The sequence below is a fragment of the Siphonobacter aquaeclarae genome (assembly GCF_900103285.1).
Lineage (GTDB): Bacteria > Bacteroidota > Bacteroidia > Cytophagales > Spirosomataceae > Siphonobacter > Siphonobacter aquaeclarae.
On record NZ_FNGS01000003.1, the window covers coordinates 201,993 to 217,479 of the forward strand.

The following is a 15,487-nucleotide window of genomic DNA, read 5'->3' on the forward strand; positions in this document are numbered from 1 at the left end:
TTGGAAAAGGATTTCTCGCGGGAACCAGTGCGGCCCGCGAATCTGTACGAAAGATAATACAAAAATGCGGTCAGATGTTCAGCGCCACCTTTGCAGCGGGCTGTTTCAGCGGCTGCTCGGTGAAATGAAGCGTCAGCTTCACCTCGTACCACTCGTCGTTTTCCTCGATCAGCAACTCGTGGGAGTCGGGATAGAGCAGGCTGAGCCGCCGGCGGACATTGGGCAGTCCGATACCTGAACTGGCGTCCTTGGCTTCCTTGAAGCGGCGGTTCACCTTGTTTCGTACCCTAAAAAACAGGGTATTTTCCCCGCCCTGCAATTGTACGTCGATGACCGGGTCCGCGATCAGGCCGACGCCGTGCTTGAAGGCGTTTTCGACAAACGGAATCAACAGCATGGGCTCAATCAGCTGGTTGGGCAGGCTGTTCCGCACCTCGAAGAGTATCCGGACGTCGTTTCCGAACCGGATCCGTTGCAGGTCAATGTAGTTGTTGAGGTATTTGATCTCCTTGTCGAGCGATACCCGCGAGCCATTCGATTCATACAGCATATACCGCATCAGGTCCGAAAGCTGAATCACAACCGGCTCTACCAGATCCGACTTTTTCCGGGATAGTGAAACAATACTGTTCAGTACGTTGAACATGAAGTGCGGACTGATCTGCGACCGGAGAAAGCTGAGTTCTGAACGCAAACGCTCGTTTTCCAGCTCCTTCCGCTGTTGCTCATCGGCGAGGTAATCGCTCAATGTGCGGTAGGTGGTGCTGATCGCCAGAATGAAAAAAATCGGGAACAGGGTATAGGTGGTAATCCGCGCCGAAGGCAGTTCCGGGAAGAAAACGTAGTTCCGAAGCGTCAGGTTGATCGATAGTACGGCTGTTACCGACAACGCGATATAGGCCAGGTAGAACCAGACGCCTTTGGTTTTTAATACCTTGGGAATCAGGATATTGGCATTCAGATAAAAAAGAGGAACAGCCAGCATCTGCAAGAGGATGATGACTTCGTCCGGTACTTTGACCCTTGGAGTTCCCGGCGGATTCTGCGGCGGCCTCAGCAGAAAGGGCAGAGAAAGGAAAAACGCCCAAAAGGCCAAGTGCACGAGAACCTGCAGCGTTTGGCTAAAGGATTTATTTTTCAGTTCTCCCACAGAATGGCGTGAATAGTATGGATAACTAAATTAAGAAAGGGAGAGTTTTCCCGGTTCTTCAAAGCGGCGAATCTCGCGATTACCGGGATAAAGTTCGCATTTGGAGCGATTTTTAAGAAACCGGAAACGTATTCCCGGGCCACCGCTCCTCCCCTTCTTTCATATTCGAAAAATTCGATGCATTTGACTCATTATCAGGAATGTGCGGGAATGTCAACGTAAAAAGTACTCCCGGTATCCAGTATACTTTCCAGCGAAATACTCCCTCCGTGCCACTGCGCAATCCGCTGGCAGACAGCCAGGCCAACACCGTAGCCGCTGAAACGGAGGGCGTTTCTGCCCCTGAAAAAAGGCTCGAAAACAGACGCCTGATCCTCCGGTGCGATGCCGATGCCGGTATCCCGGATGGCAACCCGGTAGCCGTTTTCATGACGCTCCAGGGTAATAGACGCCGCCTGACTGGCCGAGTACTTACAGGCGTTGTCGATCAAATTTGAAAAAAGGATGCGAAGAAGCGGCTCATTTCCGAGGACGGGGTATTCTTCCAGCCCTGCCGGATCAACCAAAACCGTATAATTCGGCCGGGAAGCCAGAAAATCAGCCTGGATATCGAGTAGTACATCCGTAACAGAAAAAACCCTCTTTTTAAGATTGCCCGAAAGATCGAGCGGGCGGGCGAGCTGCAGTAGCCCGTTGGTGAGACCGATGAGCCGCTGGGTATCGTCGTGCAGGTCTTCGAGGAGCCGCCGGTACTCGCGGGGTGTGAGGTCTTCTTCCAGGCCGGACTGAATATCGGCCTTCATGGCTGCCAGCGGAGTACGCAATTCGTGTGACGCATGGCCGACGAAACTGCGCTGCTGCTCGAACGACCGCTCCAGCCGGTCCAGCATCTGATTGAAATGAATGGCGAGCTGCGCGATTTCGTCTTTTTGATTTCCCTCCGGCAGCCGGTCCTTCAGGTTTTGGACGGTTATCTGCTGTACCTGCTCGTTGATCGCGGCGACGGGTTTCAGAAACAGGCCGGCGAGCATGCCCGAAGCCATAATCGTCAGCAAAACGCCCACCACCCAGGCTGCAACGAGGGTATTGCGGAGGTTGGCGAGTTTGCTGCGACCGAACTTGTCGTACGCGGAAGCCAGTACGACATAATCGCCCTCCGGGCCTTTGATGCCGGACGGAATGAGCAGGCCCACGAGCTCGTTCCGGCCGATGTTGTGTTCGACGTGTTTGTCACGACGGACTTCGTCGATCAGCGCCCGGTCGAAGGGCACCGCCTCGTCGTCGACATTGGAATACAGGAGCTGATCGTTCTGGTCGAAGACGAGGACGCGCTCATCTACCAGATCGCTGACCGAGTTCTGGTCAATGATCCGGAGTAGCTCGCCGGTAATTTCCTGTACGTCGACAAGGTAGCGGGCCGTCGTCCGGGCTTTGTTTTCCAGTCGCCCGAAAAACTCCTCTTCCCGGTATACTGCCGAGTTCTGGTAAATCAGCAACGAAAAAAGCGTGTGGAGGCCGGCCACGACCAACGTAAAAAGCAGCGCCAGCTTGTAGCGGATTCGCATGCGCAACGGAGGTTTCCGGTCAGGTTGGCTTCACCTGGTAGCCCTGTCCGGGTTTGGTGTGGATAAGTTTGGGCTCGAAGTTGCGGTCGACTTTCTTCCGCAGGTATGCGATGTATACTTCGACAATATTGGTTCCGGGATCAAAATTCAGTCCCCATACCTCTTTCAGAAGTTCGGCTTTGGTAATCAGTTTGTTCTGATGAAGCAGCATGTATTCGAGCAGGGCGTACTCCCGGGCGGTGAGCTCGAGTTTGTTGCCGCTGCGGGAAACGGATTTTGCCAGGAGGTTCATTTCCAGATCGGCGACTTTAAGTACCGTCTGCATCCGGAAATCATCGATGAACTCATTCCGGCGGAGCAGGGCCTGAATCCGGGCGTACAGTTCGCGGATATCAAAAGGCTTCGCCATGTAGTCGTCCGTACCCTGCTCAAAGCCCTTCAGGCGGTCTTCGGTATCGTCGAGCGCCGTCAGCATCAGGATAGGTAGCCGGGGTTTCTGCGCCCGGAGCTGCCGGCAGATGGCATAGCCGTCCATGCCCGGTAAAACAACATCCAGAATGACCAGGTCAAACGCCTGTGAAAGTGCCTGTGCGAGACCTTCGGCGCCATCGGGAATGGCCGTGACGTTGAACCCTTTCCGCACGAGCGTTCGGGAGATACTTTCCGAGAGGCGGTGGTCGTCTTCCACCAAAAGAATATGCCTGGTCTTCATGCCTGTTCCTGGAGTCTGCTGCCAAAACAACGGTAAAATACGGACAGAATGGATAAATCCGGTCGTGATCGGATAAGCGCGGCTCCGGCAAGTAGCCTGTGATCCCGTATATTTGCCGTAAATGGTATCCATGGATCAGCGGTTTAGAAAATCGGAGCGACTGAAAAGCAAAAAGACAATTGACCGGCTTTTTGCGCGGAATAACGAGGAGATCCTGGCCTTGTTCAGCTATCCGTTGAAGGTTTCGGCATTGCCCGGACCGGCGGAAGCCCTTCCTCAAATCTTGATATCTGTCTCCAAACGGCATTTCAAGCGGGCGGTAGACCGCAACCTCATCAAGCGCCGCATCCGCGAAGCGTACCGGCTCAACAAAGCCCTGCTGACGGCCGGCGGACATGCGCCGGCGAGCATTGCACTGGTATACGTTGCGAAAGAAATACTTTCTTATGCCGACATTGAAAAAAAGGTAAAGGTCGTTTTAAGAAAGTTGGGTAAACCGGAAGAATAAATCGTCTATCTTTATATAAACGGGTATACGTAAGCAACACTTGCCTATGAAATCGCTGAAAGTTGGAATTGTGGCCGTGGGAATGGCCGTCGGGCTGTTTGCCTTTACGGATCCGGGAGAGCGGACGTTCGAGATCATGAAGAACCTGGACATTTTTGCCACGCTCTTCAAAGAACTCAATACCTATTATGTGGATGACGTGAATCCCAACAAGGTCATCCGCACGGGCATCGACGCCATGCTGAAAAACCTCGATCCGTACACGGTATATTATCCCGAAGACGACATCGAGGACTACATGACGATGACCACGGGCAAGTACAACGGTATCGGTATTCTGACGCAGCATCGTCAGGGAAAATTCCTGGTTGTGATGGTATATGAAGGTACGCCTGCGGAGAAATCCGGCCTGCGCATCGGCGATGAGATTCTGAAAATCGACGGCGTAGAGATTTCAAAGGCAGGTACCAATGTCGACAAGCTGATGAAAGGCCAGACCGGAACGGCGGTGAAACTATCCGTCCGCCGGTACGGGCAGCAGCAGAGCGAGGAAATTACGGTCACCCGGGACGTCGTGAAAATGACCAACGTGCCCTACTACGGCATGATCAACGATGAAACCGGTTATATCGATCTCAAAGATTTTACGGGAACAGCCTCTCGGGAGGTTCGCCAGGCTTTTACCGAGCTCAAGGGCAAGGGGATGAAGAAGGTCATCTTGGATCTGCGCGATAATCCGGGCGGGTTGCTGAATATGGCGGTGGATATCTCCAATATCTTCGTCAACAAAGACTCTGAAATCGTTACAACGAAGGGTAAGGTAGCCGAATGGAACAAAACCTATACGGCTTTGTACCCGGCGGTTGATGCGAATATTCCGCTCGCCGTCCTCACCAACAGCCGCAGTGCTTCCGCTGCAGAAATCGTAGCGGGTGTTATTCAGGACTATGACCGGGGCGTACTCATCGGGCAGCGGAGCTTCGGAAAAGGGCTGGTGCAGATCACCCGGGACCTGAGCTATAACAGCAAACTGAAGATCACGACCGCGAAATACTACATTCCTTCCGGCCGGTGTATTCAGGCGATTGACTACAGCCACCGCAACCCGGATGGATCGGTCGGAAAAATCCCCGATTCCCTCCAGACGGCATTCAAGACCAAGACGAGCGGTCGCACGGTATACGACGGCGGAGGTATTGCTCCTGACCTGCCGGTAGAGCGCCCCGCCCAGTCTGCGATCCTGACGAGTTTATACCGCAAAGGATACCTGTTTGATTATGCCAACAAATACCGGTTCGATCACCCGAATATCAAACCCGGACGTGACTTTTCGCTCAGTGATGCAGAATATCAGGAGTTTGTAAAATGGCTCGGCGACAAGGACTATGATTACACGACGGATGTCGAGCGGAAATTTGAAGAACTCGAAGCGTCTGCACGCAAGGAAAAATACTACGATGTGGTGCAGGAGCAGTTGAAGGCGTTAAAAACCAAATTCGCCCACAGCAAAGACTCCGACCTGATGAAATTCCGGGATGAAATCCGGTACCTGCTGGAGCAGGAAATCGTCCTCCGTTATTACCTGCAAAAAGGCCTGCGCGAGCACTCGTTCACGAAAGACCCCGAAATCCAGGAAGCGCTCAAGCTCTTTGCAAATCAGGGCCGGTATGAGGCGATTCTGAAGGGAACGAAGTGAGGCTTAAAGCCTTGAGCATTAGGCTATAAGCTTTAAGCAGATGCCCGACGACACTATTCACGAATCGATGACATTGCTTATCGCTTATAGCCTACAGCCTATAGCTTCATGCTACAAGCAATAGGCCATACGCTTTAAGCCAGATGCCCGGCGACACTATTCGCCACTCGATGACATTGCTTATCGCTTATAGCATACAGCCTACAGCTAAACCAAAGGATTCAGGTCGGAATCGATCCACTGCCCCGGTTCCAAACCCATCAGCCAGGTTTGCCGGTCGGCTTCCTGGTGAGTATTGACTGGTGTGGTGACACGGGCGCCATCGGCGACGTAAATGACAGTCATTACTTCCCGCAGCCGGTCTGAGCTATTGCCGGGTGCGGCGTGGAGCGTCCAGCCGGCGTGGAAGGTAGCGTCTCCGGCCCGCATGGTCGTCGCCCGCGTAACCGGGTAGCCCCGCTCCTGAACAATACGGCTAAGTACTTCTTCTGATTCATCCGAAATAGCCATATTGCCGAGAAAGCCCAGTTCGTGCGAACCGGAGGCGAAAGTCAGCATGCCCATTTCTTCCGAGATATCCACGAGCGGCATCCACATGGTCACAGTCCGGTCGGTATCGACCGGCCAGTAGTACTGATCCTGATGCCAGGGAGTGGGCCCGCCTGAAGGCTCTTTGTACAGCGCCTGATCGTGGTAGATGCGCACGCGGTCGACGCCCATCAGGTCTGCTGCGATACCGGCGAACCGCTTTGCGAGGGTGAACCGGGCGACGTCCGGGTCCCGGCGCCAGAGGTTCATGATCTGGAGGAAGGCCTTGCCGTAGGTGTCACGATCTTCCATTTTGCGGGTTTCGGTATTGTAGCGGGCGGCCGCACGGGAGATGTATTCCCGGCTTTCTCCCGCCTCTGCGGGAGTCAGAACGCCGCGGAGAAGGATGTGTCCGTTGTCCCGGTAAGCGGCTTTCGCATCATCGGAAATCGCATAATACTGGTCGGGCAGAAAGAGGCCTGTTTTCATGGAAAAGAAGTTTACGGCAGGCAAATCACGGCGTTTCCGCTGCTCCTGACAAGCTAAAATTTGGCGGAAACTTGACGGATATTAGCCTGATTTTTTAAATTTGTCACAGAAGTATCAAAATAAGGCAAATGAAGCCCTCTTTCGAGCACATTGATTCGTTACCTGACAGTTCCTTCACCTTCCGAGAATTTGTATTACCCGCGTTTGATGCCCCCTATCATTTTCATCCGGAAATAGAACTGACACTCATTCTTTCGAGCCGCGGCAAGCGGTTCGTCGGCACAAATGTTTCCGATTTTGAAGCCGGAGACCTGGTCCTGATTGGCCCGAATCTGCCGCATTACTGGAAAAACGAAGGGAATACCGAGGAGGCCCATTCCATCGTGATTCAGTTCCGGGTTGATTTCCTCGGCGCAGACTTTTTCCGGAAGCCGGAATTCCTGTCGATCGCCCGGTTGCTGCAACGCTCCAAGTCGGGCCTGCATTTCTACGGAAAAACGGCTGAGCGCGCGATCAAGGAAATCCAGTACCTCCTGAAAGACAGCCATTTCCATCGCCTGCTGGGTTTGCTGGACCTGCTGCATACCCTTGCCGAAAGCCAGGAAGTAAACGTGCTGGATACCAGTCAGTTTTTTGCGCAGCTGCCGAAAACGGACTACGAACGTCTCAACAAAATCTATGCCTTCATGGCGGAGAACTTCCGGCAGGAGATCCGGCTGGAGACGATTTCGGAGCTGATCAACATGACGCCGCAGTCGTTTTGCCGCTATTTCAAGAAGGTAACGAAGAAAACCTTCATCGATTCGCTCAACGAATACCGGATTCGCTACGCCAGCCAGTTGCTGCTGTCGGACGGGGACCTGACCGTCGCCGAAATCTGCTACCAGAGCGGATTCGGGAATATTTCGCACTTCAACCGGCAGTTCCGGCAGATCACGGGCCTCGCTCCGTTGCAGTATCGCAATGAATTTTTGCGGGCGTAAGTTGCATTTCGAAAAAAAACGTCGTATTCTTGCAACCCGAAATCGAAGTACTGCACCATCGGGATGTGGAGCAGCTGGTAGCTTGCCACGTTCGGGACGTGGAGGTCGTGGGTTCGAATCCCGCCATCCCGACTCAAAAAAGGACAAAACGGACACTGCGCTGTTTTGTCCTTTTTGTTTGTAGCCGGATGTATGTTCCACCCATACCGGTTTCCTGATTACTTTTGGGATTCCGATTCCGGTTATTGCTCTCCTGCCTGGCTCTTATGCCTTCGTGATGGACCCGACGCGCGACGAATCCGCCGAACAAGTACTCTGGCACGCCTTCCGGGCGGGCGACGAAGAGGCTTATACCCGCCTCTATCACAACCACATCCGTGCCCTTTACCGGTATGGCATGAGCCTGGTGCCGGCGTCCGAGTCGTTTGTGCTCGATTGTATTCAGGATGTTTTCACGGAACTATGGATCAAGCGGGAGCGGGTAACAACGCCGGCCAGCGTCCGCCACTACCTGCTCAAAGCCCTCAAAAACCGCATTCTTCACCTCCTCGAACGAAAGGAAAAACCTTTTCAGCGGTTTCAGGAAATGGACCCGGAAGAACTATGGGCCGAGCCGAGCGAAGTAGAACAACGCGAAGAACTCGCTCACGCCCGTACCCGGGAAGAACGGCTCGAACTGCTCATCGCCCGGCTGCCACCCCGGCAACAGGAAGCACTCCGCCTCCGGTTTGTCGAAAACCTGGATTATGGCCGCATCGGCGAGCTCCTCGAAATCAGTAAACAGTCTGCCCAAAACCTCGTTTTCAGAGCGGTCGAGAAGCTTCGTGGCTGGATTTCGGTCGTTTCTGTACTTTTTCTATTATTTTTTTGAAAGAAAGCGAGTATGTTTTTGGAGATACTGTCATCTACTGACAACTAACTCCGGAACATGTCTCCTGCCGAACTCCTGACTGACGACGCGTTTGTCGACCACCAGCTGACGCCGACGCCCGCTTCGACGGCCTACTGGGCCGGGCGACTGTCCCGTTTTCCGGAAGAAAAACCGGCGTACGACGAAGCCAAGGCACTGCTTGAAGCGATCCGGCTGGGCTTGGACCGCTATGCGCAGACAACGATTCCGGAAGAGACCGTCCGGCAGTTGTTGTGGAAAATCCAGCAGGTCAACACATTGCATGGTTCAAAAGGGCGTAAGCCTGTTGTCCGTCGCTGGTTCAGCGGAGCGGCAGCAGTTGCTGCGGGTCTCGCACTGCTGCTTGGCGGGGGTGTCGCCTGGTGGCAGCTGTCCCGCCCGGTTCCGGCCTATGTCCGGAATACCGCCTCACTAAAAGATACCTCCGTCGAACGAACGAATACAAGCGGCAAGCCGGAGACCTTCCGCCTGCCGGACGGCTCGGAAGTCGTGCTCTCCTCAGGCAGCCGTCTGAGCTATCCTGCCGACTTCAACCGGCAGACGCGTACCGTTTATTTGTCGGGAGAAGCGAGTTTTTCGGTCACCAGAAATGCCGGCGTTCCTTTCCTGGTATATGCCAATGACGTGGTCACGAAAGTCATCGGGACGCGGTTTGTCGTCCGCGCGTTTGAGGGCGAGCAGGAGGTACGGATCAATGTTCAGTCCGGGCGGGTTTCCGTGTACCAGGACCGGCAAGCGCCCCGTGCCGACGCCAGGGGAGGGGTACTGCTTCTGCCCAATCAGCAGGTGGTCTTTTCCCGTCTGACCGAGCAATTCACCAAAAGCCTTATTGCACTTCCTCACCTGCTGCCCGGAGTGAGTACGCCCCGGTTTTCGTATGAAGAAACGCCCATTACCCAGGTTTTCAGGGACATAGAAAAGGCCTATGGCATCACGATTCTTTACAACGAAGAAACGCTGGGGCATTGCCAGCTGAATGCCTCGCTTGCGTCGCTCGGTTTTGAAGAAAAAATGGGTGTTATCTGTACGACGCTCGGCGCGCGTTACGAAATCATCGACGGACAGGTAATCCTGACCGGAGGTGGCTGCGAATGATGTATTTCCATTAACCGAAATTCTATTCACGCTATGATCCGTTAATCTCTACTCCTTTCCTCAATCCCCCATCCCGTCCGACTTATTACGACCAGCCTGCGCAGGGCCGGCAGGGAAATCGTGTGCCCGACTTATCCCAAATAACCTCCAGATCGATTACGAATGAAAAAACCTCCTTTTCACAACTATTTGAGAATAGCCTTCATCCAGGTACTCCTGGCGTCGCTGCTGGTCTCCGTTTCCTGGGCGCATCGTGCCGCCGCGCAGGAAGTACTGACGCAGCGGCTGTCGCTCAACGTCCGGAACGAGAGCCTGAAAAACGTTCTCAAGCTGATCGAAAAGTCGCTTAACGTTCGGTTTTCCTACAGCCCGCAGGTCGTTCCGCCGCATCATGCGGTATCGCTCAGCGTACAGTCAAAGCCGTTGCATGAAGTACTGGAGCAGTTGCTTACCCCGCTGGATGTGAGCTATACCGTTACGGGTCAGCAGATTATTCTGGTCCGGTCAAAAGGTCCCGGAATGGGCTTTCAACCGCCCCACCCCGCCGAAGCCATGGAAATTCCGGCGGAAGACCGCCCGATATCCGGCAGCGTCCGGGATGAAAAAGACGAACCGCTTCCGGGCGTGAACATCCTGCTCAAAGGCACCACGCGCGGTACCATGACCGACAAAAACGGGAATTACCGGCTGAGTATTCCGGAAGGTGCGCAGACGCTCGTATTCAGCTTCGTAGGCTTTCAGACGGAAGAAATTCCGGTGACGACGCAGCGGGAACTGAACGTACACCTGAAAGTTGCTGTCCGCTCGATTCAGGAAGTAGTGGTTGTGGGATACGGTACCCTGAGCCGGAAGGAAATTTCCAGTGCCGTGACGCACCTTTCCTCGAAAGACCTCCTGCAGGTAGGCGCCAACAGTCCGCTGATGGCGATTCAGGGAAAAGTTGCGGGGTTGTCGGTAACGAATACGGCTGCCGCTGATCCGAACTCTACGCCCAGTATTCAGCTGCGCGGGGTATCGTCGAGAAGCGCCGGGCTCGGACCGCTGTTTGTTATCAACGGTATTCCGGGAGGTAACCTCGATAACATCAACCAGAATGAAATCGAATCGATCGATGTGCTGAAAGGCGGCGCCGCCTCCGCGATCTACGGAACGCGCGGCAGCAACGGGGTCATCGTCATCACGACGAAACGGGGTTCCGAACAGTCCCGGATTTTTTACGACGGATACGGCTCGTTTGACTACCTGACGAATACCCTGCCCGTTTTGAGCAAGGAGCAGTTTCTGGCCAACAAGCGGGGCGTGGACCTCGGCGGAAATACCAACTGGCTCAAGGCCGTCAGTCAGGCGCCGGTATTCTCCCAGAAACATACCCTGCAGTTTTCAGGCGGAAACGGAAAAACGAATTATTTCACCTCGCTCGACTACCGGAACGCCCGGGGGATCGACCTGCGCTCTTCCAAAGAAGAATATGGTGGTCGGGTGAATATCAACCACACCTCCCAGAACAACCTCTACGCCCTTACGTTTACCGCCGCGCCGCGCTATGCCCGGACCAACTCGGCAGATTACAGCGGATTCAACTACGCGCTCACGCTAAATCCAACGCAGCCGATTTACGACCAGAACGGCCGGTATGTCTACATTACGACGGGCTTTTTTGCGAATAACCCGGTTGAAAATGCCAAGGAGGTCGTCGCGCAGGCAGAACGGAAATACCTCGATATCAACGGGTCCTTCAAACTCAATCTGACGGACAACCTGAATACGCTGGTGACGGTGGGTCAGGTGACGTCTTCCGTGCGGAATATGTCTTTCCAACCGTCTACGCTGACGACGATCATCAACGGAAACGGCCGGAACAATGCATCGCAGGGACTGGACGAGAATGATCAGAAGAGTTTCGAATGGACCGGCAACTATGCGCAGGAATTCGGCAAGCACTCGGTGAAAGCCCTGGCGGGGTATTCCTACCAGCTTTTTACCAGCTCCGGTTTTGGCGCTTCGAACGAGAATTTTCCTTCCAATGCCCTGACTTACAATAACCTCGGAACAGGTCTCTGGAACCTGGAGAAGGGGATCAACGGGGTGAGCTCCTACAAAAACAGCTCCAAACTGGTTGGCTTCTTCGGACGGGTGAACTATGATTTCAACCAGAAGTATTTCCTTTCGGCGAGTCTCCGCCGCGAGGGGTCATCCAAGTTCGGATATGACAACAAGTGGGGGTATTTCCCGGCGGCGTCTGCAGGCTGGCGGCTGAGCGAGGAAAACTTCGCAAAAGGTGTTTCCTGGATTAACGAACTGAAACTCCGGGCTGACTATGGCGAAACCGGCAACCAGGATTTCGGAAACTACCTGTCGCTCGATACCTACAGCGGTTATGGCTATTACCCGTACAACGGTACCTCGTATCAGGTATGGGGCCCGAGCCAGAATACCAATTACAACCTCCGCTGGGAAAAGGCGCTCAACTTCAACGTAGGGGTGGATTTTGACCTCTTCAAAGACAGCCGCCTTACGGGAAGTTTGAACTACTACATCCGGACGAACAAGGATCTGCTGGGTTCCTATGCCGTACCCAACCCGCCCAACGTACAGGGATCTACGTTCGCGAACGTCGGTACGATGAAAAACTCCGGCCTGGAGATTCAACTGAACGCGATGGTCGTCAGCAACAAGAAATTTACCTACCAGGTGAGCTTTGCCGGGGCGACGAACAGCAACAAATTTGTGTCGTTTTCGAACGAAGCCTACAAGGGTCAGACGTACGTCGACGTGGTGGGTATGCCCGCTCCCGGCAGCCCCGGAAACATCCAGCGGTTGCAGGAAGGTACCCGTATCGGGAGCTTCTACATGCTGAGATCGGCCGGTGTGGACCAGACCGGCGCGCTGCAGGTGTACAACAAAAAGGGTGAAGTAATCGCGGCGAATAAGGCGACGAACGACGACAAGCAGTTTGTCGGAAACGGTCTGCCGCAGTTTACCGCCAGCCTCAACAACTCCCTGCATTACGGGAAGTGGGACCTGACGGTATTCCTCCGCGGAACGTTCGGGTACAAGCTCTTCAACACCTACGCCTTTTACATCGGAACACCGGCCACGCAGCAGAACGCCAACGTGCTGACCTCGGCATATGACGGCGGCAAGTACTCGAAGCTGACCAATCCGGCGACGTACTCCTCTCTTTCCGATTACTTCCTCGAAGCAGGCTCGTTCGTGAAAGTTGACAACGTGACGCTGAGCTTTACCCAGCCGCTGCACTTCAAATTCCTGAAATCGGTACGCCTTTACGCGACTACCCGGAACCTGAAGACGTTCACCCGGTACACCGGCGGTGATCCGGATCTCGTGCAGGTAAACGGCCTGAATCCTGGCATCAATAATTCACTTTCCTATTATCCGGCCACGACCCAGTTGATCGGCGGCATTCAATTGACACTCTGACGATGAAATCTTTCAAAAAAATAGCAGGAGGAGCGTTCTGCGGCATGGCGATGTTGCTGGCTGCCGGTTGCACCAACCTCGACGAAGTACTGTACGACCGGATTACCTCCGGGAACTTCCTCCAGACCAGGCAGGACGTTATCCGGGACTTTCTCCGGGCCTTCGAACACAGCTACTGGAGCATTCAGGGCGGCGCGACGTTTATGTTGCAGGAAAACAGTACCGACGAACTCATGACGCCGAACCGGCAGGGCGACTGGTTCGACGGCGGGCAGTACCAGCGTGTGCACTACCACACCTGGACGCCTAATGACAACTACACCAGCGATGCCTGGAACGCTCTTTATCAGGGCGTTAACCTCGCTACCAACTCGCTCGAAGACCTCGAAGCCATTCAGAATCCGGACAAGTTTGAAATGACCCGGGCCGAACTCGACGGCATGATCGCCGAGCTCCGCGTACTCCGTGCCTGGCTCAACCTGCGCCTGTTTGACTTCTACCGGAATATTGTCCTTGTGAAAAAAGTGAAAGGGCAGTCTCAGGGCGGTCCGCAATCGCCGCCGCAGGAAACGTTCGCCTACATCGAGCAGGAATTGAAAGAAGCTCTTCCGAAACTGCCCACCCGGGAAAGCCTCGCCGGGCAGTCGTCGGGTCGCTGGACACAAGCCGGCGCCGCCTCTCTCCTCGTGCGTCTGTACCTCAACGCCAAGGTTTATACCGGCACGGATCGTTTCGCCGATTGCGCGACGGTATGCCAGGATATCCTCGCCGGAAAGTATGGCAAGTATGCGCTGGAAACCCGCTGGGACGCGCCGTTTGATTATACCAATCCCAACGGCAACGAAACGATTTTCGGTTTCCCGGGAAGCTTTGCCCTGACGCACTGGCAGTATGATTCGGGAATGTATTTCTGGATGCTTCCGTACCAGGCGACTTTCTACTTCGGATTCACCGATTTCGGAACCGCCAACCCGAAATATGCCCTTCAGCCGGGCCGCGACATAGACGGAAAAGAGTATACTTTTTCCCTCGGAAAGCCGTACCTGAAATTCGCGAAGTACCCGGATGATTTGCGGTTCAAAAACTATAAAAACCTCGGCGACAGCAAGCGTGAAGGCATGTTTCTCTCCGGATACCTGCTGTATACCAACGCAAAGGGCCAGCCGGATACCGTTCGCGGAAACAAAGGCCCGTACCCGCTGTATTTCCGGGATCAGGTCGGGATGTTCCTCAATGCCAAACCGGGTACGGTGATCGCCGACAAGGAGTCGAACATGAACCACGCCGACCATAACTCCGGCATTTTCCCGGTGAAGTACCCGTACTACCCGAGTACCGATGCCAACAAGATCACTTCGGCGTATGCGGAAATCCGGCTCGCGGAGATTTACTATTCCCTGGCAGAGTGCAAGTACCGGGCGGGCGACAAGGCCGCTGCCGCAACGCTCCTCAATACTGTTCGGGCGCGGAACTATCCGGTCGGCTCGCCAAGCCTGTACAAGGCCGACGGTAGCCAGCTCAACGACCAGGAAATGATCGATGAATGGGGCCGCGAGTTTCTGGTGGAAGGCCGCCGGCGTACCGACCTCATCCGCTGGGGCGTATTCAACTCCGGTACCTGGTGGGACAAGCAGCCGGATGCCGACGATCATACGGCTATTTTCTGTATCGGACAAAACGTCCTCAACGTCTCTACCCAACTCAAGCAGAATCCCGGATACTGATCCGGGCCACGGAAAACGACCGTGTTGTCGGGTCGGCGCTGGCGCCGACCCGACAACACGGTTACTTTTTTATAGCATGCCGCTGATCCGGTCTTTTTGGCGGAGGTGATGGCGGAGATGCATTTCCGCAAACTGAAGCCATTCCTGCGCGCTGAAGTACCGGAGACCGGGATGGGCTGTTTTTCCGACGGAAGTGGAAAAAGCGGGTTCTTCGGTCAGGCCGTTGACGCGGTCGCGTATGCGGACCAACCGTACCCGGAGTTCTTCGGTACTGGCCGGTTGCGGCAGGTCCAGGCGGTTGTAAGGGTTTTCGATTTTCAGATCCGGAAAGGCATTGGCGGCAAAGAAGCGTTTGGCTTCCGGGTGCATGGGCTCGGTGGCATGTTCGGTGCCACTTCCCATCGCCGTGATGATCTGTTCAACAAAATATTCGGTATCCTCGATGAGGTGCACGTACACCTGCCCGAGCGACCAGGCCTCTTCCGACGGCCGGTACTGCAACTGCGCGAGGGTGTAGTGATCGAGAAAACCGATCCATTGACCGATGGTCTCGTTGAATTGCTGCCGGAGGGCTTCGATAGGAGTTTTCATAGTACCGGAATCGGGAGAGTTGCGGTTTGCAGCATATCTCCGGCGATGGGTCAGGTGTGGTAAAAAATCAAAAAAAATTAGGGTAACGGGTCGGT

General features: G+C 54.5%; 12 protein-coding genes and 1 tRNA gene. 8 read left to right on the plus strand and 5 right to left on the minus strand.

Annotated features, from left to right (window positions below; genetic code table 11):
- Positions 1-70: 70 nt before the first annotated feature.
- The 3 genes from BLR09_RS08060 to BLR09_RS08070 form a co-directional block, all read right to left on the minus strand.
- Positions 71-1,102, minus strand: coding sequence for a sensor histidine kinase (locus BLR09_RS08060; RefSeq protein WP_143011055.1), 1,032 nt, complete (start codon positions 1,100-1,102; stop codon positions 71-73).
- Between the two features lie 242 nt (positions 1,103-1,344).
- Entirely contained in the window at positions 1,345-2,715 is a 1,371-nt protein-coding gene (locus tag BLR09_RS08065; protein ID WP_093200209.1) for a HAMP domain-containing sensor histidine kinase, read from the minus strand.
- A 19-nt stretch (positions 2,716-2,734) separates the two neighbouring features.
- Positions 2,735-3,427, minus strand: coding sequence for a response regulator transcription factor (locus tag BLR09_RS08070; RefSeq protein WP_093201383.1), 693 nt, complete (start codon positions 3,425-3,427; stop codon positions 2,735-2,737).
- Positions 3,428-3,557: 130 nt separating this feature from the next.
- Here BLR09_RS08070 and rnpA point away from each other — a divergent pair, with 130 nt between their 5' ends.
- Together rnpA and BLR09_RS08080 are read left to right on the plus strand one after the other, a co-directional pair.
- Positions 3,558-3,935 carry a ribonuclease P protein component gene (gene rnpA, locus BLR09_RS08075; protein ID WP_093200212.1) on the plus strand — a complete coding sequence of 126 codons (378 nt, stop codon included), beginning with the start codon at positions 3,558-3,560 and terminating at the stop codon, positions 3,933-3,935.
- A gap of 46 nt (positions 3,936-3,981) precedes the next feature.
- Positions 3,982-5,631, plus strand: coding sequence for a S41 family peptidase (locus BLR09_RS08080; protein ID WP_093200220.1), 1,650 nt, complete (start codon positions 3,982-3,984; stop codon positions 5,629-5,631).
- A 207-nt stretch (positions 5,632-5,838) separates the two neighbouring features.
- On the opposite strand, the gene BLR09_RS08085 is transcribed toward BLR09_RS08080, so the two are convergent.
- Entirely contained in the window at positions 5,839-6,648 is an 810-nt protein-coding gene (locus BLR09_RS08085) for a phytanoyl-CoA dioxygenase family protein (RefSeq protein WP_093200225.1), read from the minus strand.
- A 128-nt stretch (positions 6,649-6,776) separates the two neighbouring features.
- On the opposite strand from BLR09_RS08085, the gene BLR09_RS08090 reads away from it, so the two are divergent.
- From BLR09_RS08090 to BLR09_RS08115, 6 genes are all read left to right on the plus strand, one after another.
- Positions 6,777-7,631, plus strand: a complete 855-nt coding sequence (locus BLR09_RS08090; protein WP_093200227.1) for a helix-turn-helix domain-containing protein — start codon at positions 6,777-6,779, stop codon at positions 7,629-7,631.
- 59 nt (positions 7,632-7,690) lie between these two features.
- A tRNA-Pro gene (locus BLR09_RS08095) sits at positions 7,691-7,763 on the plus strand.
- A 145-nt stretch (positions 7,764-7,908) separates the two neighbouring features.
- Positions 7,909-8,502, plus strand: coding sequence for an RNA polymerase sigma factor (locus BLR09_RS08100; RefSeq protein ID WP_093200228.1), 594 nt, complete (start codon positions 7,909-7,911; stop codon positions 8,500-8,502).
- A gap of 57 nt (positions 8,503-8,559) precedes the next feature.
- A complete protein-coding gene (locus BLR09_RS08105) occupies positions 8,560-9,636 on the plus strand; it encodes a FecR family protein (protein WP_093200229.1) in 1,077 nt (358 codons plus the stop codon).
- Between the two features lie 162 nt (positions 9,637-9,798).
- A complete protein-coding gene (locus BLR09_RS08110) occupies positions 9,799-13,077 on the plus strand; it encodes a SusC/RagA family TonB-linked outer membrane protein (RefSeq protein ID WP_093200233.1) in 3,279 nt (1,092 codons plus the stop codon).
- 2 nt (positions 13,078-13,079) lie between these two features.
- Complete coding sequence (locus BLR09_RS08115; protein WP_093200235.1) at positions 13,080-14,801, plus strand: RagB/SusD family nutrient uptake outer membrane protein; 1,722 nt, start codon at positions 13,080-13,082, stop codon at positions 14,799-14,801.
- A 69-nt stretch (positions 14,802-14,870) separates the two neighbouring features.
- On the opposite strand, the gene BLR09_RS08120 is transcribed toward BLR09_RS08115, so the two are convergent.
- The gene (locus tag BLR09_RS08120) at positions 14,871-15,392 is read right to left on the minus strand and encodes a DinB family protein (protein WP_093200237.1); all 522 of its coding nucleotides are present in this window, start codon (positions 15,390-15,392) and stop codon (positions 14,871-14,873) included.
- Positions 15,393-15,487: the final 95 nt, after the last annotated feature.

Excerpts from the sequence above, each read along its gene's own strand:
- BLR09_RS08065 (WP_093200209.1), bottom strand. The coding sequence starts at position 2,715 with ATGCGAATCCGCTACAAGCTGGCGCTGCTTTTTACGTTGGTCGTGGCC.
- BLR09_RS08070 (WP_093201383.1), bottom strand. The coding sequence starts at position 3,427 with ATGAAGACCAGGCATATTCTTTTGGTGGAAGACGACCACCGCCTCTCG.
- rnpA (WP_093200212.1), top strand. The coding sequence starts at position 3,558 with ATGGATCAGCGGTTTAGAAAATCGGAGCGACTGAAAAGCAAAAAGACA.
- BLR09_RS08080 (WP_093200220.1), top strand. The coding sequence starts at position 3,982 with ATGAAATCGCTGAAAGTTGGAATTGTGGCCGTGGGAATGGCCGTCGGG.
- BLR09_RS08085 (WP_093200225.1), bottom strand. The coding sequence starts at position 6,648 with ATGAAAACAGGCCTCTTTCTGCCCGACCAGTATTATGCGATTTCCGAT.
- BLR09_RS08090 (WP_093200227.1), top strand. The coding sequence starts at position 6,777 with ATGAAGCCCTCTTTCGAGCACATTGATTCGTTACCTGACAGTTCCTTC.
- BLR09_RS08100 (WP_093200228.1), top strand. The coding sequence starts at position 7,909 with ATGGACCCGACGCGCGACGAATCCGCCGAACAAGTACTCTGGCACGCC.
- BLR09_RS08105 (WP_093200229.1), top strand. The coding sequence starts at position 8,560 with ATGTCTCCTGCCGAACTCCTGACTGACGACGCGTTTGTCGACCACCAG.
- BLR09_RS08110 (WP_093200233.1), top strand. The coding sequence starts at position 9,799 with ATGAAAAAACCTCCTTTTCACAACTATTTGAGAATAGCCTTCATCCAG.
- BLR09_RS08115 (WP_093200235.1), top strand. The coding sequence starts at position 13,080 with ATGAAATCTTTCAAAAAAATAGCAGGAGGAGCGTTCTGCGGCATGGCG.
- BLR09_RS08120 (WP_093200237.1), bottom strand. The coding sequence starts at position 15,392 with ATGAAAACTCCTATCGAAGCCCTCCGGCAGCAATTCAACGAGACCATC.